The following is a 17,254-nucleotide window of genomic DNA, read 5'->3' on the forward strand; positions in this document are numbered from 1 at the left end:
TAAAGATGAAAAAAATATTGATTTTATGTGTTGTCATTTTATCCTTTTTAGGAATTGCATCATGTAATCAGGAAGCAATTGAAACATATAGTGGTACTGATAACATCTATTTTTCTAATGCCGTATACCCGTCAAATGGTGCAGGTGCTCCGTTAATTGACAGCACCGGATTTAGTTTTGCTTTTGATAAAGAAGTAGTTACGCAAAGAATTTTTAAAATTCCTTTTCGTGTACAAGGAAAAATGAGTAATGTCGATAGAAAAGTAAAAGTTTCTGTAGATCCGTCGAGTACCGCTGTTGCAGGAACTCATTTTACATTACCAGAAAATATCACTTTGCATGCAGGCAAGGTTGTCGACACATTTGCAGTAACAGTTTTAAGAGCTCCATCTTTGAAAACTAAAACTTTTACATTGGTGTTGAATTTGGAAGAAAATGAATTTTTTACAACCAAAATGCAGACTGTAGTTACCAATGTTTTAACTGGTAAAACAATGAATTTCGCTCGTTTTAAGTTAAGCTTTAACGATAATTTATCACAGCCACTAGGGTGGTATGAACCTATTTTAGGAAAATTTACTTCTAAAAAATTGTTTTTAATATGTGATGTGATGCAGCTTAATCCCGAAATTTTTACAAAACAATTAGCAATAGCCGATATCTCATATTGCAATAGTTTTATGAAACGTTATTTGGCCGATCAAAAGGCTTCAGGAAATACAATTTACGAAGACGACGGGACAGAAATGTTCTTTCCTTAATTCTAACTTAAAAAAAGATAACAATGTTAAAAAATATAAAGATACAATTGGTTTTTTCGATGTTCCTTCTTTTAAACTGGAGCTGTAATACAGATGAAGGGAATTATAATTATAAAGCAATTAATGAAATAAAAGCAACAGGTATAGAAGAAAATTATACGGTTTATACAGGAGATAAATTTAAAATTACACCTACTTTAAATGCTACACTAGATAATGGTAGTGATCCAGATCGTTATACTTATGAATGGATGGCTTTTAACCCAATACTAGGAGTCGCAAATCCTAAGACAGTAATAGCCAACACAAAAAATTTGGATATAATTTTGAAATTGCCACCTGCACAATATAATATCTATTATTCTGTCAAGGATAAAGTTACAGGAGTCAGCTGGCAGCAAAAGCCTTTTGTATTAAATGTAGTTTCAGCCATTTATGAAGGCTGGCTGGTAATTGGTGATGTCGATGGAAAAGCACGGCTAGATATGGTTTCTATCATTCCGGGTGTGGCGGAACCACGTATTATTAATGATGTTCTGGATGCATCAGGTTCAGCATTAAAATTAAAAGGTAAAGCAGTAAATGTATATTGTTTTAAAAATCCGGTAAATACACCCTTGATGTACGGAATTTATGTTACAGCCTCAGAATCTGGTACAGCAAGAATTGAAGAAAACTCATTTGCATGGACACAATCGCAAAATATTGCGTATGAATCTGTTGGAGGTGCTTTGCCAACTAATTTTGGAGTAGATTTTATGAAATCTGCCGACGCAGGTGAAAATTTGATATACAGTAAAGGCAATATTTATTCCTATCTTAAAATTTTTCAGTATAAATATGGGCTTCCTCAAAACAAGCTCGACACAGAAACTAAGACATTTTATGCGGCACCATTTATTGCTGAGAACTTTGGAAGTAAAGGGATGCCTGTCCTTTTTGATAAAGATTTGCACCGTTTTGTTCGTTATAGCACTACAGGAGCAGTATGTTCAGCAATGCCATCAGTTGTAGGATCAGACACTGTATTGGATTGGAATAATACTAATTCTGATTTGATTTATATGGTTACTTCTGCATTTAATGTAGGTGAAAATTTCGCCGTCTTAAAAAACAATACAAGTGGTAAATACTATTTGTTGCGATTTAGCAGAGCAGTTATTCAAACTTATTATAAAGAAATTCTTAATGCACCCGATTTTAATAAAGCGACCCACTTTGCTGTGAGCCCAGATTCTGGATATTTATTCTATTCAGTTGGAGGTAAAGTATATGAATATGACAGCGGAATTCAATCAGCAAAATTGATGATTGACAAAGGAACAGATGAAATAACTTACCTTAACTTCAACGCTAACTCAAAAACCTTTGCCAAGAAATTAATTGTAGGAAGCTATGGTACAACTGGTAAACTTGAACTCTATACAGTACCTCCTGTTAACGGTGATTTAGTTTTGACTAATTCTTATCCTGGTTTGTGTAAAATTGTAGATGTAGCCTATCGTCTTCGATAATTAAAAGTTTAAAAACAAAAGCCGAATGAATATTTACTATTCATTCGGCTTATAAAAAGTACTTTATGAAATTCATTTTTCAAATTATAATCACATTTTTGATGCTTGCTTCAGTATCTGTTACAAGCGCACAAACATTATCTGCAGATGAAAGTTGGGAATCAGTTAAAAAACAAGCTGCTGCAGAGCATAAATTGATTTTTGTCGATTTGTATTTTACAGGTTGTGCTCCTTGTGCAGAAATGGACAAAGAAATATTTCCAGACCCAAAAGTAGCATCATTTTTAAGCGCGAATTTTATCACTTTCAAATCAGATATTATGAAAGAAGAAATTGGTAAAAAGTTAAGCATGAAATATGGTGTAACCGGTTTTCCAACATTTTTATTTTTGAATTCTGATGGAAAAGTCATTGATATTGCCTCTGGTTTTAAGTCAGTGGATCAATTTACAGGATTGCTTCAAAATGCAAAAGAAGCAGCGGCAAAAGGAATTTTTAAAAAATACAGTCCGCAAATTAATGAAAAAGACTATCCGGAATTTTATGTTCAGGCTTACATGGCAAATAAAAGAAATGTTCCTATTGAAGTGATAGATACTTATTTAAAATCTAAATCGATATCTGAGGAAGTTTCTTTTGTAATCATAACAGGATTAAAAGCAGGCAAACAATACGATGATGCTTTCCTTTTCTCTAGCAAGAAATTAGCTTTAGATTATGGAAGATCAAGTGTTGTAAACCATATTTTTACCATTTTACAACGTAAGAAAAAAGAATTTGAAAAAACAAATGATTTAGTTGCATTCAAAAAATTATTAGAGGACGCAAAAGAATTTTATACGCCAGAAGAATGGGCCAGATATTCGGATGTTTTACTAAAAGACTTTGGTGGTACAAAAATATCAAATCCCTAAACAATATAAAATAATTCAATATGAAAAAGATATTGGTCTTATCAATGTTGTTTTTTGCATGTATTTTAAATGCTCAAAAGAAAAGTATTCAGGAAACGATTAAAACCTTCGAAAAATCTTTTCAGAATAAAGATTATAATTCTCTTAAAGATCTTTTGGCTTCGCAATTTACTGTTGGCTATGGGGATTCATCCTCAAATGAGTTTTACTTGACGACCATTTTTAATGCTTTTCCTGCTTTAGATTCCTTACAGATTGGAAAAATTGCAAAGACTAAAACTGAAAAACGTGCAGCCGTAAATTTCTTTTTTAAAGGAGGAGAAAAAGAACCGTCTGAAATAGTATTTGATCAGGACAATAAAATGCTTTATGTGACCTCATTTGATCGATTATATAATGTTGATCGAAATGCCGAAGTTAAAAAAGTCGCCAGTATTCCGTTTGAAATTCTGGAAAACCAAATTGCCGTTAAAATAAAACTTAATAAAAGTGACCGAGATTTTGTAATGTTATTCGACACGGGAGCAGATGGGATGGCATTAAATCCAGATAGTGCATACAAAGCAGGAGTTGTAGTTACAAAAACCAAATCAGCATCAGTAGTAGGAGGAAACCAGGAAGTACAATATGCTGCAGACAATACCATTTATATTGGCAATCAGGTTATAAAAAATCAGGGATTGGTTGTTTTTCCAAAAAACAGTGCTTACGATGGTTTGTTCGGAGCCAATTTACTTCGTAAGTATATCACAAAAGTAAACTTTGATACTCAAACGATCGATTTGTACAATTTTGGAAATTATGTCTATGATGGAAAAGCAAAACCACTAATTTTCGATTACAAAGCCGGTGTGCCAATAGTAAAGGTTAATTTAACTTTTCCTGATCATAAAAAAATCGAAGGCAATTTTACTTTTGACACCGGAGCCGGTTACGATTTGATTGTTTACGGACCTTTTAATCACAATAATAATCTGCAAACGAGTTTAAAAACCGATTATACTTCTACAAACCATAGTTTAGGAAGTCGTACCGGAATTGTGTATGGGACAATACCAAATGTAGCAATTGATGGAAATAATTTTCTAGATGTATCAATTGCGCTGCAGGAATATCAGGAAAACAATAAAAAATGGGCTGCAGCTGATGGTTCGCTAGGAATTGATCTTATTAAACGTTTCAATTTTACAATTGATTTAGTTCATAAAACCATTTATTTAGAACCCAATAAAAATTTTAAAAAGCCTTCATCATTTTATATCTCAGGACTTGTATTGGATTTTGACAGCGAAAACAACTTAATAATTAAAAAGATTTTTGATACCGATAATAAAGATTTGAAAAAACTTAAAATTGGTTCCAAAGTAATGCAAATCAATGATTTTGAAGCAAAAGATTTATTGAAACAGGAAAATATTACAACACTCAAATCAAATACAACAGAAAAAGATATGATAATTGAACAGGATAATCAATCCCTGCGTATCTCATTATAAAAAAACAATTAAACTTTAAAAAATATGAAAAAACAAACTATTTATCTTTTTTTAGTAACCTTTCTTATCGCGCAATTTAGTTTTGCTTCGGGAGTTACTGAATATGCTTTTGTTCATGGAACAATTTCAATCCCTGAAATTAAAGAAATTACTATTCACAATGTAGAACAAGGAAAACTGGTTGTAGCAGCAACATCAAAAGTGAATCCCTTGGGCGAATTTGGTTTTTTATTGCCAATTACAACATCTGGTTTTTATTATATTGATTACGGACAACTTAAAGCCAAAAAACAATTAATTCGTTTGTATCTGGAACCTAAATTAGACATTGATCTTAAAATTAGTGAAGAAAATTATATTTTAGGAGGTAAAAATATAGGGCAAAATGCTTTGGTTCAAAAAGCAAATGAGATTTACAATGATTTTGCTGGTTTTTCTCAAATAGGTAATTTAAAGTCATATTTAGATTTTTATCCCTTTATTGATGGAGGTTTAGCCAAAGCCGAAGTATTTAAGAACAGCATCAATACAAAAGATAAAACATTTAATAGTTTATTAAAATTAGCTGTAGCCACTGATGTTGAAGATCTAACATATTTATTTTTCAGAATGCCAAGAAATGTATTTCCTGAGAAAAATGATCGCCCAGCAGTACTAAAACAATGGATTACAGACAAGAAATTTACGAATCCGGAAATTTTGAAACTAGGAAATGGTGTATCCCTGATGGCAAATTATTTCTTTTACAAAGCTACGAATACAGAAACCCCACCAGCTCGTTTAGATATTTTGCCAGAAGCAATCAACCATATTACAGATCCGGCTTTAAAAGATGCTTTTCTTCGTGATGGTATTGTCAGTCTTCGTCTTAAACTGGAAGAATACGAAAAAATAGCTCCAAAAATAAGACCTTATTTAATCTCAGATGCCAGCAAGGCTTTTTTGGTAGATTATGAAAAAGATCTTCATAAAAGTGTGGGACAAAAAGGTATAAATTTTTCTTACAATGATATCAATGATAAACCGGTTTCATTTTCAGATTTTAAAGGAAAATATGTGTATATCGATTTGTGGGCAACTTGGTGTGGGCCTTGTAAAGCAGAAATTCCACACATGAAAAAAATAGAAGAAGATTATCACGGAAAAAACATTGTTTTCATAAGCCTTTCGTTAGATAAACAAAAAGACGCTCAAAAATGGAAAGATTATGTTGCTAAAGAACAATTAAAAGGTATTCAGTTAATGGCCGATAAAGATTTTAATTCAGATGTTGCCAAAAATTATGATGTAAATGCCATTCCAAGATTCTTGTTATTTGACACCAATGGAAACATAATCAGTGCAGATGCCATGCGACCTTCAAATCCTGAATTGAGAGAGCAATTGGATAAATTGTTGAAAGGATAAATATTCGAATATGTTTATTTATTCAAAACGTTTATTCTGATTTAAGCTTAATAAATAGTTTAATTATTCCCTATCATTATTATTTTGAGTTAGTAAGTAAATGTAATTTTTAGTGGATTTTCAGAGGGTTGTTTTTTGCTATTCAGCCCTCTTTTTTGGAGCATCAAATAGAAAGAAATGCATAAAAAAAGGGAACAGTTTTTAAGCTGTTCCCTTTTTTGTTCTAAGAGTATTAAGAAAGTACTGTCTCTGGCAGGACAACAGTTTTTTGAGTAAAATTTAAAGTCATCTGATCCAAATGACCATAGAAAAAAGTATCCAAGACCTCTTGAAATACAGGGTCGGCATTTTCTGTCTGAACAAACAAGCTCATAGACGAATGCAGTTTTCGTGCATCGAGTTCACCTAAAATTCCTTCAGCAGACTTCTTTTTTAAAGTCAGTAATAACTTCGAAATCTCAATTAAGTGTTTTGCTAAAACGGGATGATTAAGGTAGGCTGTTGCTTCTTCTAAATTAGCTACAGCATAATAATCAGAAAGAGTACTTTTTCCTAAACCTTGAATTTGAGGGAAAATGAACCACATCCAATTGGTTTCTTTTTTACCTTTCTTAAGTTCAGAATAAGCAGTTAAGTACAATTTGTTTTGGGCATCTAAAAATCGGGTCAAATCATTTTTTGCATAAATCATATTGAGATCATCTATTAAATGGTTTGTAAATCGGGTTTCTATTTCGGGTAACACTTATCTTAAATTTCGGGATTATACTTCGTCGAATTTTCGATATCCAAAAGTAGAATCCAATCCACTTTATGAGTTATAGAATTATGGTTGGTTGTTATATAATTTCGACAACTGCGTAGTGTAAGAATACCTTGTTAATTTCTTTGTAAAGTTTTGAATGATTCTAAATTCTAATGTTATTTTAATGTTCTAAAAAAAAAATGGCTCTAACTTGCGCGCTCAGAAAAATCAAGATAATTGCCTTAAATCATTGGAGTTTGGAATTCAATTTCACTGGTTTAATTTAAATTTCCGCCTTTTAGAGTATGTTGAATAAAATTAAAAATAGCTTTTTATGTAAATGCCTTCAGGTGTTACTAGTCGGCTATTTTTTAATCAGCAGTTTAAACATCTCGAATGGTGTTAGCCGAATCATCAACGCTAATGCCGAAACCTATACCGTTAAAGGGATTACGTGTAATTTTCTGAAAAAAATATTCAAATGTGATGGTATTCCAGAAGAACTGGACGACTACAAAACAAAAGATACCAAAACGGCCAAATTAGGAAAAGGAATCCCAGCAATGGAATATTTGATTTCTGCAGAATCATTAATGCCTAACCTGTATTTTCTAATCGAACAGAAAGGAAAAAAATATATTGACAATACAAACTTCTCATTTGGTTTTCATGGTAAAATAGACATACCGCCTCCTCGGGTGAACTCATAAATACTTGTTTTTTAGGGATAAGACGAAAAAATCTTAATCTCGAATGCGGTTTTTGCCGTATATTTATTCTATGTAATAATCTTGTATTTATATCTAAATTCATGACACCATTTAAACGATTTTACAACTTATTGCAGCTCGATAAGCGCGATGTATATCAAATTATCTTCTATGCTGCATTTGCGGGTTTAGTAAACCTCTCTCTGCCTTTAGGAATTCAGGCTATTATAAATTTTATTCAAAGCGGACAGCTTAGCGTTTCCTGGATTGTTCTTGTAATTCTGGTTACAATTGGAGTTGGTTTTGGCGGGGTTTTAACTATTTTACAATTGCGTATTGTAGAAAATCTGCAGCAACGAATCTTTGTGCGTTCTTCTTTTGAGTTTGCTTACAGAATGCCTTTAATTAAATTTAAGGAATTGTATACGGAATATGCGCCGGAAAAAGCCAATCGTTTCTTCGATACTTTGATGGTGCAGAAGGGAACGGCAAAATTACTGCTTGATTTCTGTACAGCATTTCTCCAAGTTGGGTTGGGAATTATTTTATTAGTACTCTACCATTCTTTCTTTATGGTAATCGGACTTCTTTTCATAGTTATCTTATGGGTTATTTTTAAATTTTCTTATAAAGATGGTTTAGAAACCAGTTTGAACGAATCGAAGTTTAAATATAAAGTAGCGGCTTGGCTTCAAGAAATTGCACGCAACCGTGAAAGTTTCCGCAAAAAAGCAGCTTTTGACTATGCTTTGGATAGAAATGACGGCTATGTAAGCAGCTACGTAAATTACCGTGAAAAGCACTTTCAGGTAATGAAAAAACAATATATACAGCTGACTATTTTTAAAGTTATTGTTACTGCTGCCTTATTGTCGATCGGTGGTTTTCTGGTAATTCACCACCAAATGAACATAGGGCAGTTCGTAGCAGCTGAGATCGTAATTGTATTGTTGATCAACTCGGTAGAAAAAATTATTTTCGGATTAGAATCTTTCTACGATGTATTAACTTCAGTTGAAAAAATTGGTCAGGTAACGGATATGGAAATTTCATGTATTCCAGAAACTTCTGGAAAAACAGAAAAAGGAATCAACATTGAAACCGAAAGTATCAATTATAATTATCCAGATCACAACAAAAAGTCGCTTAAGAATATTAACCTGAAAATTTCTCAGGGAGAAAAAATCATTCTTACGGGGACAAATGGAGCTGGAAAAAGTACTTTATTGCGACTTCTGTCTGGAGTTTTAGAACCAGAAAGTGGTGCCATGTATGTGACTGACAATTATATGAACCGTTTAACTGAAGATACCTATAGAGCTCAGGCAGGAACGTTTCTTCAGGGCGATACCTTATTTGCAGGAACAATTCGCGAGAATATTGTTTTTGGAAATGAAACTTTAAACAGCGACGATTTAAAATGGGCTTTAGATAATGTTGGGCTTACGCCTTACATCAAAACTTTTGAGAATGGATTAGAAAATCAAATTCATCCGGGAGGACGTGAACTTTCTGCTTCTGATGTGCAAAAAATTCTTTTGGCAAGAAGTATTGTGGGTAAACCAAATATCTTATTCTTAGAAGATCCAGTGGATAAAATGGATGAATTGACTTCGAATAAAATTGTTGATTTTTTACTTTCCGAAGAAAATGACTGGACCGTAATTGTAACTTCTAAAAGTGATGTTTGGAAGAGCAAATGCAGTCGTATGATCACGATTGATGACGGAAAAATTATTAACGACATAAAGCTTTAATCATGCTCAATATATCTAAAGATAATAACGTACTTATAACTCCGGGTCAATACAAATCGATTACGAGTGTTGCCCGCAGACCTCATTATAGAATTTTAAATAAAGTCATAATCGGATTTTTGATCTTCTGCGTTTGCTGCCTTTTTCTGCCGTGGACACAAAATATTTCGGGAAGCGGTTCTGTAACTACTTTAAAACCAGATCAAAGACCACAGACAGTTCATAATGCTATTGCAGGACGAATTGAAAAATGGTTTGTAAAAGAAGGGGATTATGTCAAAAAAGGAGATACAATCCTTTTTATTTCGGAGATCAAAGAAGATTACCTGGATCCAAATTTGGTTGGAAATACCAAACAACAAGTTGATGCTAAAAAAATGGCAGTTGAATCGTACGGCGATAAAGTCAACTCTCTTGATGTTCAAGCACAGTCTCTGAATACTGAAAGACAATTGAAATTAGAACAAGCTGGAAATAAAATAAAACAAGCAAGACTTAAAATAAAAAGCGACAGTATGGATTTGGTTGCGGTAAGAACGCAGCTCCGAATTGCACAAACACAATTTGATCGTTCGACAGCTTTAAATAAAGAAGGCCTAAAGCCAATGACAGATGTCGAGCAGAAAAGATTAAAATTGCAAGAATCTGAAGCGTATATTATTACGCAGGAAAATAAATTATTGAGTAGCAGAAATGAATTGATCAATGCGAAAGTGGAGATCAATAGAATTACAGCTGAATATGCGGAAAAAATTTCAAAATCCAGAAGTGATAAATTTACAGCTTTAAGTACCCAATACGATACAGAAGCTCAGGTAAATAAGTTAGAAAATCAGTATACGAACTACAGATTAAGAAATGGTTTGTATTACATTACAGCACCACAAAGCGGTTATGTAAACCGTGCTTTATTAGCAGGTCTTGGAGAAACGATAAAAGAAGGAACTCCAGTTGTAAGTATCATGCCTGCAAGTTATGATATTGCGGTAGAAACTTATGTAGATCCTATCGATTTACCATTAGTTCACCGAGGCGCAAAGGTTCGTGTTTGGTTTGACGGATGGCCACGAATTGTATTTTCTGGTTGGCCGGGATTATCTTACGGAACTTACGGTGGTAAAGTGGTTGCAATTGAAAACTTTATCAGTTCGAATGGAAAATACCGAATTTTAGTTTCGCCGGATGGAGAAGATCGTCACTGGCCAAAAGAACTAAGTATTGGTGCCGGTGCGCAAAGTATTGCATTGCTGGAAACCGTTTCGGTATGGTATGAGATTTGGCGAAACTTAAATGGTTTCCCGCCAAATTATTATAATTCAGGAGAAAAAGAAGCAAAAGGAAAGGAGAAAAAGTAAAATGAGAAATCTTGTAAAATTGTTTTCTTTCTTATTGTTGCTCAGTTTTTCTTCGCTTCAAAGTCAGAACTTTAATCAAGAAGAACTTACTTTCAGCGAGTTTTTGGGATATGTCAAAAAATACCATCCGCTGGTAAAACAAGCCAATCTTGAAGTGACCAATGCGCAGGCTAAATTAATGGCAGCGCGAGGCGGATTTGATCCAAAAATTGAAGTAGATTACAATAAGAAAGAATTTAAAGGAACAGAATATTATTCGTTATTAAACAGCAGTTTCAAAATTCCAACTTGGTACGGAGTAGAGATCAAAGCAGGTTTTGATGATACAGACGGACAATATTACAATCCGCAGAATCGTACGCCAGAAGCTGGTTTAGCTTCGCTTGGAATTACTGTTGCTTTAGGTCAGGGAATGTTTATCAATCAGCGTATGGCTGATGTAAGAGAAGGAAAACTGAACATAAAATTAAGTGACGCACAGCGAAAACTAAGAGCTATCGAAGTTTTGTATCAGGCAAGCGAAGCGTATTTTGAGTGGAGAAGAAGTTATAATGAAGCTGAATTGTATAGAAATTATTTAGGTTTTGCCAGTACTCGTTTTCAAGGCGTTAAAAAACTTATTGATGCGGGTGATGGTGCTGCAATTGACAGCGTTGAAGCTAAAATTACCGTTAGAAACAGAGAATTAAATGTGGAGAACGGAAATTTGAAATTAGCGAAAGCAAAACTGAAATTGTCTAATTTTTTATGGATCGAAAATGTTCCAGTTGAATTAGGCGATGTGGTAAAACCAGAGCAGAATTTAATTCAGACAATCGAAGAAACGTTAAGAACGGATGCCATGATGGTCGATGTGGAATCTTTGGATTCACATCCTAAAATACAGTCTTTGGAAACCAAAATGGATATTTTGGAAGTAAACCGACAGTTGAAAGCCAACTCGCTTTTGCCAAAAGTAAACGTAGGTTATAATTATATTTCTGAACCGAATTATTGGAATACATTTAATGCCGATGATTATAAATTCAATATCGATTTCAGCTTTCCAATTTTCTTAAGAAAAGAAAGAGGAAACTTAAAAATGGCAAAATTAAAGATTCAGGATTTACAGTTTGATATTGGTCAGCAGCGTTTAGAACTTAAAAATAAAATCAAAGCACAGCAGACCGAAATTGCTTCTTTACGAAGACAAAAAATCGTAATTGATAATTTGGTGACGGATTATATGACGATGTTAAACTCAGAAGAAAAACTATTCTCATTTGGAGAAAGTTCGATTTTCTTAATCAATTCAAGAGAAAATAATTTGGTAAGCGCTAAGTTATCTCAGATTAGTTTAGAGAATCAGTTCTATATTTCGAATGCCGAATTGTATAAAATCCTGGCAAATCCAGATTAATTATAAATGATATGCAGTTCGTACCAGTCTGCATACTATTAATTTTCAGAGTTTATTTTTTTTTAAAGAGGCTGTCTCAAAAGGACAGCCTCTTTCATTAGGTGTAAATATTTACAACTAAACCACTATCGACTGAAAGTTTACGATGTTGAAATTAAACCGCAAATTGCACAAATTCTCGCAAATTAATTTGTGAAAATTTGTGCAATTTGTGGTTATAAAGTTTTTTAGAAGCTGAAAGCGAAATGCACTAAATGCATAGTTTTAAACTATTTTTGAGACCAATAAATTATCTGCATAACTCCAGCGAGGTAAATTATTCTATAAATATTTCGCTTCTCCTGAGCTAGCAAAGGAGAGCTCTTTTTTAAGAAATCTTGTTTTTTATGGAATACAGTTTAAAGATGGTTTCATTTTATAATATGAAACCGCTTTTTTAAATAGTTTTCTGCTTCTTTCTTTAAATTTGATGCGTTTTCTGTTTGTAATCAATAATTTAAATAAGGAATGCCATGCATTTATTTAAGCGAAGTGTGATTTTGTTTGGATTCATATTGATATCTCCGCTTTTAAAAGCGCAGGATGCTCCATACTCAATGGGATTTATTCCAGCTTCTATTGAAGAAGTAGATGTAGCTTTTCCATTAATCGAAAAATGGCATCTCAGCGGTCAAGTCGATGTGCAGTTAGTTACACAAGGAGCTTACACAAACGACAATCCGTTTGAATACACACAGCGAAAAGTAATTAGACCTTGGCTGATGTATTCGGGTTTTAAAGATTTAAAATTATGGCTCGGATATGCACACAATCAGAAATATGCAGTTGAAGAAGCAGGAAATTATAAAACTTTAGAAAACCGATTGATCATAATGGGAACACTTTCTCAAAACATGCCTAAAGGATCTATTTTTGAACAGGTACGTTTTGAAACCAAATTTTTTGATGACCGAAACGGAAATCATCAAACGATACCGAGATTAAGAGCGCGTTTTGGTGTCAATCATTTTTTGAGACAAAACAAAGAGAAACCTATTTTTTTAGCACCCAATATTGGCTATTACACGGAATTGATGCTGAAATTTGCTTCTAAAGATTATGCCGATGAGCATTTCGATATTTTCAGATTGTCGGTTTATTACAGTGCAGGAATTACACCAAATCTTCATTTCCTTGCAGGTGTAATCGGGCAGATGCAATTACGTACCAACGGAACTCAATTTGATGTGTATTATGGCCCAATGTTTTCTCTTAAATACAGTGTTAAACCAAAAGAACGCGAAACCTTTGATAGTGTTGATGGCGGGGCAGATTAATTTTTCTTTCGATTTTTTTTCAAACACCAAAGAGGTAAGATTATGTAAAAAGTAATTATTTTGCTTTGAACATAAATTAATTCAATCTTCCATCTTAAATTTGGAAATATAAATCATCCTATAAAGAAAGATTAAAAAACATGAAGCAAGCAATTGTAAATGCTGTTGTACATACAGGCGACGAAATAATTGAAAACGGAGTTGTAATTGTAGAAAACGGAAAAATTATTTCAGTGCAAAAGGAAATTCCAAGCGATATTGAAAAAATTGATTTGGGCGGAAATCATCTTTCGGCAGGATTTATTGATATTCAGATTAATGGCGGAGAAAAACTTTATTTCAGCCAGACTCCAAACGAAGAAACGATTCAAGACATTTATGATGCCAGTCTGAAATACGGTACAACACATGTTTTACCTTGTTTGATATCTTCTTCAAAAGAAACCATTTTAGAAGGAATTGAAGCCGTTCGAGCTTACATGAAAAAACATGATAACGGAGTAATTGGAATGCATTTAGAAGGACCATTTTTAAATCCGTTACGACGTGGTGCACACAGTATTGACCAAGTGCGAAAACCGACTGATGAAGAATTGGAAGAGATTATCGAAAAAGGAAAAGATGTCATCAAAGTCATTACAATCGCTCCAGAATGTTTTACAGAAGAACAATTAAATAAACTTATTGAAAGCGGTATTACCATTTCGATTGGACATACTACTATTACTCATAAAGAAGCACAACCTTATTTTGCAAAAGGAATTAATTTGGTAACACATTTGTTTAATGCTATGACACAGTTTGGGCATCGTGAACCAGGTCTGGTTGGAGCTGTTTTAGAAAACGAAGCAGTTTATGCGCCAGTTATTCTTGACGGTGCACATTGTGATTACGCTGCGGCAAAAATTGCCTACAAATTAAAACAAGATAAATTTTTTCTAATCAGCGATGCTACTTTTTTAGGTCGAAAGGTTGAAAAATTTAAATGGGATAATTTTGATGCTCATTTAGAAAATGGTTTTTATAGAAATGATGAAGGTAATCTCGCTGGAGCTACCATATCGATGACAGAAGCGGTCCAGAATGCTTACAATCATCTGAATGTTTCTGTAGATGAAGCTATAAAAATGGCCACTACAAGAGTAGCGGCTGCAATTGGAATGCAGGATAAAGTGGGAAAAATTAAAGCTGGTTTTCCTGCCGCTTTTGTAAAATTTAATCCTGATTTATCTCAAATTGAAACTTTAGATTTAACATCCTAAAACAAAGCAGAGTCTTTTAAATCTGATCTTTAAGTATCATTGTGTGGGGAAAATTTACTTTTTGTATATTTTAATTTCATACTTTTCTTTCAATAGGCTTGTTTTTAAAAAGCATATTGATAGTTTTGTACGTAATATTTAACCCCAAACCTACCTACTTAAAATGAGAAGAAATACCCGCTTCTTTGTACTTGCTATTCTGTCAAGTATAATTTTTGGTTGCAGTGACGACGGAAATTCGTACCAACCCAATTACCTGCCAAGTATAGATGCCACTGCTTTACCTACCGAAAATCATCCGATGACAATGTTCGAAGACAATGAAGATCCTGCGAAAATGTACGATAAAACAGATCGATGGTTTAGAGTAAACGAACCGCTTCAGGTTATTCAGAAAGGAAAAGATTCAGTTCAAGTTTCACTTTATTCGCCTGTTGGACTTTCGGATGTGAAAGTTTATGCCAAGTTACCCAATTATGATAAACGTTTTCTGATTTACAGTTTTTCCAAAGTACCAGCATTTCATCGTTCGTTTCATAAACTTCCTCTAACAGAAAAGAAAAACGATTATTTGTTAGAAACAGGAAATACAGTAACAATCGATAAAATTGAAGGATTTTCGTCTGGAGCTATTCAATTCTCTGTAGAATCTGATGATCCTTTATTTCAAAAATTCAAAAAAATAAAATCGACACATTTAGTTCAGTTTCACGATGGTTATCATATTAATGAACTGGGTAAATTTCTGCCAATGAATCCCGCTTTGGCAAAAGAAGCAATTACGATGATTATCAATTATTCGTATGCCTTAAGTCATCCAATGTATTATAGCACTTTTACCAATTTTGATAAATTCAAAGAAGAACAGGCTGCATTGGCTGGTACAGCGGTAAACGGAGCATTGAACTGGCATGGAAATGCTGATGATGTCAATGGAGTTTACGATTATCTATCAAAAGCAGAAATCGAAAAAATATATTGGAATTATCTGGATAAGAGAACCGTTTGGATGGCAATGGTTGGAGGAGATTCTGCCTGGGGTGGAGGAAATCTGGCGTCGCAGTGGGAATCAGGTTATGTAACGGGACACTGGGTTGGTGAAATGTCAGTTTGGTCACATGAATATTCGCATCATATTGGTTTCAATCACAGCAGTAATTTGGCTAACAGCGGAGAAGGAGGTGGACAACAGGAAATGCTGACTCATTTTTATAAATATCTGATTTACCTAAATGATCTTCCTTTTACAGATCCAGAAGTTTTAAAAACGTATGCCAAAACCAATTATGTAAAAGGAACTTATAAAAAACCAGTATTTACCATTAATCCGAAAAATCCATTTTTGCTGAAATATAAAGGCGAAGGAAAATGGAATTAAAATATAAAAAAGTGATGAAACATATTTTGCCCCTAATTCTTGTACTTTGCTTTTTTACCAATTGCAGTAAAGATGATATAACTTCAAAAGATTATACTTATTATTATCCAACCGAGGAAGCGACTTTGACAGCACAAAATATTCCGGGAAGTACGGAAGCATTTGATCCCAAAGGAATAGCCATTTCAAAAGAGAAATTGTATGTGATAAATGGAAATGTATTGGAAGTTTTTAATGCCGTTACTTTTGCTCATCTTAAAACGATTAAAGAATATGTAAAAGGTTCTACTACAATTCCGTTAACAAGTCTGACTTCGGTTGCTGTTGACAATGGAAGAATTTATGTTGGAAGTACAGAATCGAGATTATTTGTTTTTGATGAAACCACAAACATCGGAATCAGTACGGTTGGAAACGGCCAATGGTGGCAGACTTTTGTGCACGTTTTTGGTGTTGCCGTAAAAGACGGATTGGTGTTTGTAAAAGAAAAAGAGAAGTCAATTAAAGTTTTTGAAACTTCTCAAATTACAGAAACAAGCAATTGGAATTTAGAGCCCATTGCGAAATTAAACACATTGAATGGTTATACAGAAGTATATTCAATGGATGTTTATAACGGCAATTTGGTTGTAGCGGGAAGAGATGCAAAAAGCTATTTGTATTACAATATTGCCAATATTAAAGCCAATGCGGCAAAATCATTGACAACGCCAATTGAGCCTGAGAAAACACAATTTTTAGATATAAAACCAATTGCAGTGAATTTCAGTTCTGAATGGGCTGTGACTTCAGAAATTGTTGGGAATATTTCTTATTTAAAATTGTATCCAAAAGATGAATTTATTAAACAGAATTATAAAGCGGTTGTAAATGTTTCTGATATTTTAGGCCAAAATCCATTTGGAACTATTGTGGGTACAGCGCAGCTTAATAATTTGCTATTCCTATCGGATAATACCAATAAGAAAATTCGAATTGTAAAACTGAATAAATCTACAATTGCAGAACAGAATAATTAACTGAAATAAAATAAAAAATAAAAAGCTTCGGAGAAATCTGAAGCTTTTTATTTTGGTAATCAATTATTTCAGTAGTCTATAATTTTGATAGGGAAATAAAAGTTTTGAAGATTTTTGCTTTAAAATTGAAAATTACTGTTTAAATTTGCAGCACCAATGAGAAATAACAACCAGAATATGAAGAATTATTATAGCAGCAGTATGATGTGCTGTAACATTGC

General features: G+C 33.3%; 14 protein-coding genes. 13 read left to right on the top strand and 1 reads right to left on the bottom strand.

Translation table 11 applies throughout. The features are described from left to right. The first annotated feature begins 5 nt into the window (after positions 1 to 5). The 5 genes from GSY47_RS07680 (at position 6) to GSY47_RS26145 (ending at position 6,092) form a co-directional block, all read left to right on the top strand. Positions 6 to 761 carry a DUF4843 domain-containing protein gene (locus tag GSY47_RS07680; RefSeq protein ID WP_179002706.1) on the top strand — a complete coding sequence of 252 codons (756 nt, stop codon included), beginning with the start codon at positions 6 to 8 and terminating at the stop codon, positions 759 to 761. 23 nt (positions 762 to 784) lie between these two features. After that, entirely contained in the window at positions 785 to 2,275 is a 1,491-nt protein-coding gene (locus GSY47_RS07685; RefSeq protein ID WP_179002707.1) for a PKD-like family lipoprotein, read from the top strand. Between the two features lie 65 nt (positions 2,276 to 2,340). Then, a complete protein-coding gene (locus GSY47_RS07690) occupies positions 2,341 to 3,189 on the top strand; it encodes a thioredoxin family protein (protein ID WP_179002708.1) in 849 nt (282 codons plus the stop codon). 20 nt (positions 3,190 to 3,209) lie between these two features. Beyond that, positions 3,210 to 4,685 carry a retropepsin-like aspartic protease gene (locus tag GSY47_RS07695; protein WP_179002709.1) on the top strand — a complete coding sequence of 492 codons (1,476 nt, stop codon included), beginning with the start codon at positions 3,210 to 3,212 and terminating at the stop codon, positions 4,683 to 4,685. Between the two features lie 24 nt (positions 4,686 to 4,709). Beyond that, positions 4,710 to 6,092 carry a TlpA family protein disulfide reductase gene (locus GSY47_RS26145; protein ID WP_246611286.1) on the top strand — a complete coding sequence of 461 codons (1,383 nt, stop codon included), beginning with the start codon at positions 4,710 to 4,712 and terminating at the stop codon, positions 6,090 to 6,092. Positions 6,093 to 6,324: 232 nt separating this feature from the next. On the opposite strand, the gene GSY47_RS07705 is transcribed toward GSY47_RS26145, so the two are convergent. Next, complete coding sequence (locus GSY47_RS07705; RefSeq protein WP_179002944.1) at positions 6,325 to 6,783, bottom strand: DUF1810 domain-containing protein; 459 nt, start codon at positions 6,781 to 6,783, stop codon at positions 6,325 to 6,327. A gap of 404 nt (positions 6,784 to 7,187) precedes the next feature. Here GSY47_RS07705 and GSY47_RS07710 point away from each other — a divergent pair, with 404 nt between their 5' ends. The 8 genes from GSY47_RS07710 to GSY47_RS07745 all read left to right on the top strand — a co-directional run bounded on the left by GSY47_RS07710 (position 7,188) and on the right by GSY47_RS07745 (position 17,033). Beyond that, positions 7,188 to 7,547, top strand: a complete 360-nt coding sequence (locus tag GSY47_RS07710) for a hypothetical protein (RefSeq protein WP_317197914.1) — start codon at positions 7,188 to 7,190, stop codon at positions 7,545 to 7,547. A 101-nt stretch (positions 7,548 to 7,648) separates the two neighbouring features. Next, positions 7,649 to 9,304: a peptidase domain-containing ABC transporter gene (locus GSY47_RS07715; protein WP_179002711.1), complete on the top strand. Its 1,656-nt coding sequence runs from the start codon at positions 7,649 to 7,651 to the stop codon at positions 9,302 to 9,304. A gap of 2 nt (positions 9,305 to 9,306) precedes the next feature. Further along, entirely contained in the window at positions 9,307 to 10,659 is a 1,353-nt protein-coding gene (locus GSY47_RS07720) for an HlyD family secretion protein (protein WP_179002712.1), read from the top strand. A gap of 1 nt (position 10,660) precedes the next feature. Beyond that, positions 10,661 to 12,058: a TolC family protein gene (locus GSY47_RS07725; protein WP_179002713.1), complete on the top strand. Its 1,398-nt coding sequence runs from the start codon at positions 10,661 to 10,663 to the stop codon at positions 12,056 to 12,058. Positions 12,059 to 12,570: 512 nt separating this feature from the next. Next, complete coding sequence (locus GSY47_RS07730) at positions 12,571 to 13,374, top strand: DUF2490 domain-containing protein (RefSeq protein WP_179002714.1); 804 nt, start codon at positions 12,571 to 12,573, stop codon at positions 13,372 to 13,374. A 140-nt stretch (positions 13,375 to 13,514) separates the two neighbouring features. After that, positions 13,515 to 14,636, top strand: a complete 1,122-nt coding sequence (gene nagA / locus GSY47_RS07735) for an N-acetylglucosamine-6-phosphate deacetylase (protein WP_179002715.1) — start codon at positions 13,515 to 13,517, stop codon at positions 14,634 to 14,636. Between the two features lie 163 nt (positions 14,637 to 14,799). Further along, positions 14,800 to 16,014 (top strand): hypothetical protein, encoded by a 1,215-nt coding sequence (locus GSY47_RS07740; protein ID WP_179002716.1) that lies wholly within the window; start codon positions 14,800 to 14,802, stop codon positions 16,012 to 16,014. Next, positions 16,005 to 17,033, top strand: a complete 1,029-nt coding sequence (locus tag GSY47_RS07745) for an NHL repeat-containing protein (RefSeq protein WP_179002717.1) — start codon at positions 16,005 to 16,007, stop codon at positions 17,031 to 17,033. Before GSY47_RS07740 ends, GSY47_RS07745 begins: the two co-directional genes overlap by 10 nt. Positions 17,034 to 17,254 lie beyond the last annotated feature (221 nt).

This window comes from Flavobacterium quisquiliarum (assembly GCF_019308285.1).
In the GTDB taxonomy this organism is placed as follows: domain Bacteria; phylum Bacteroidota; class Bacteroidia; order Flavobacteriales; family Flavobacteriaceae; genus Flavobacterium; species Flavobacterium quisquiliarum.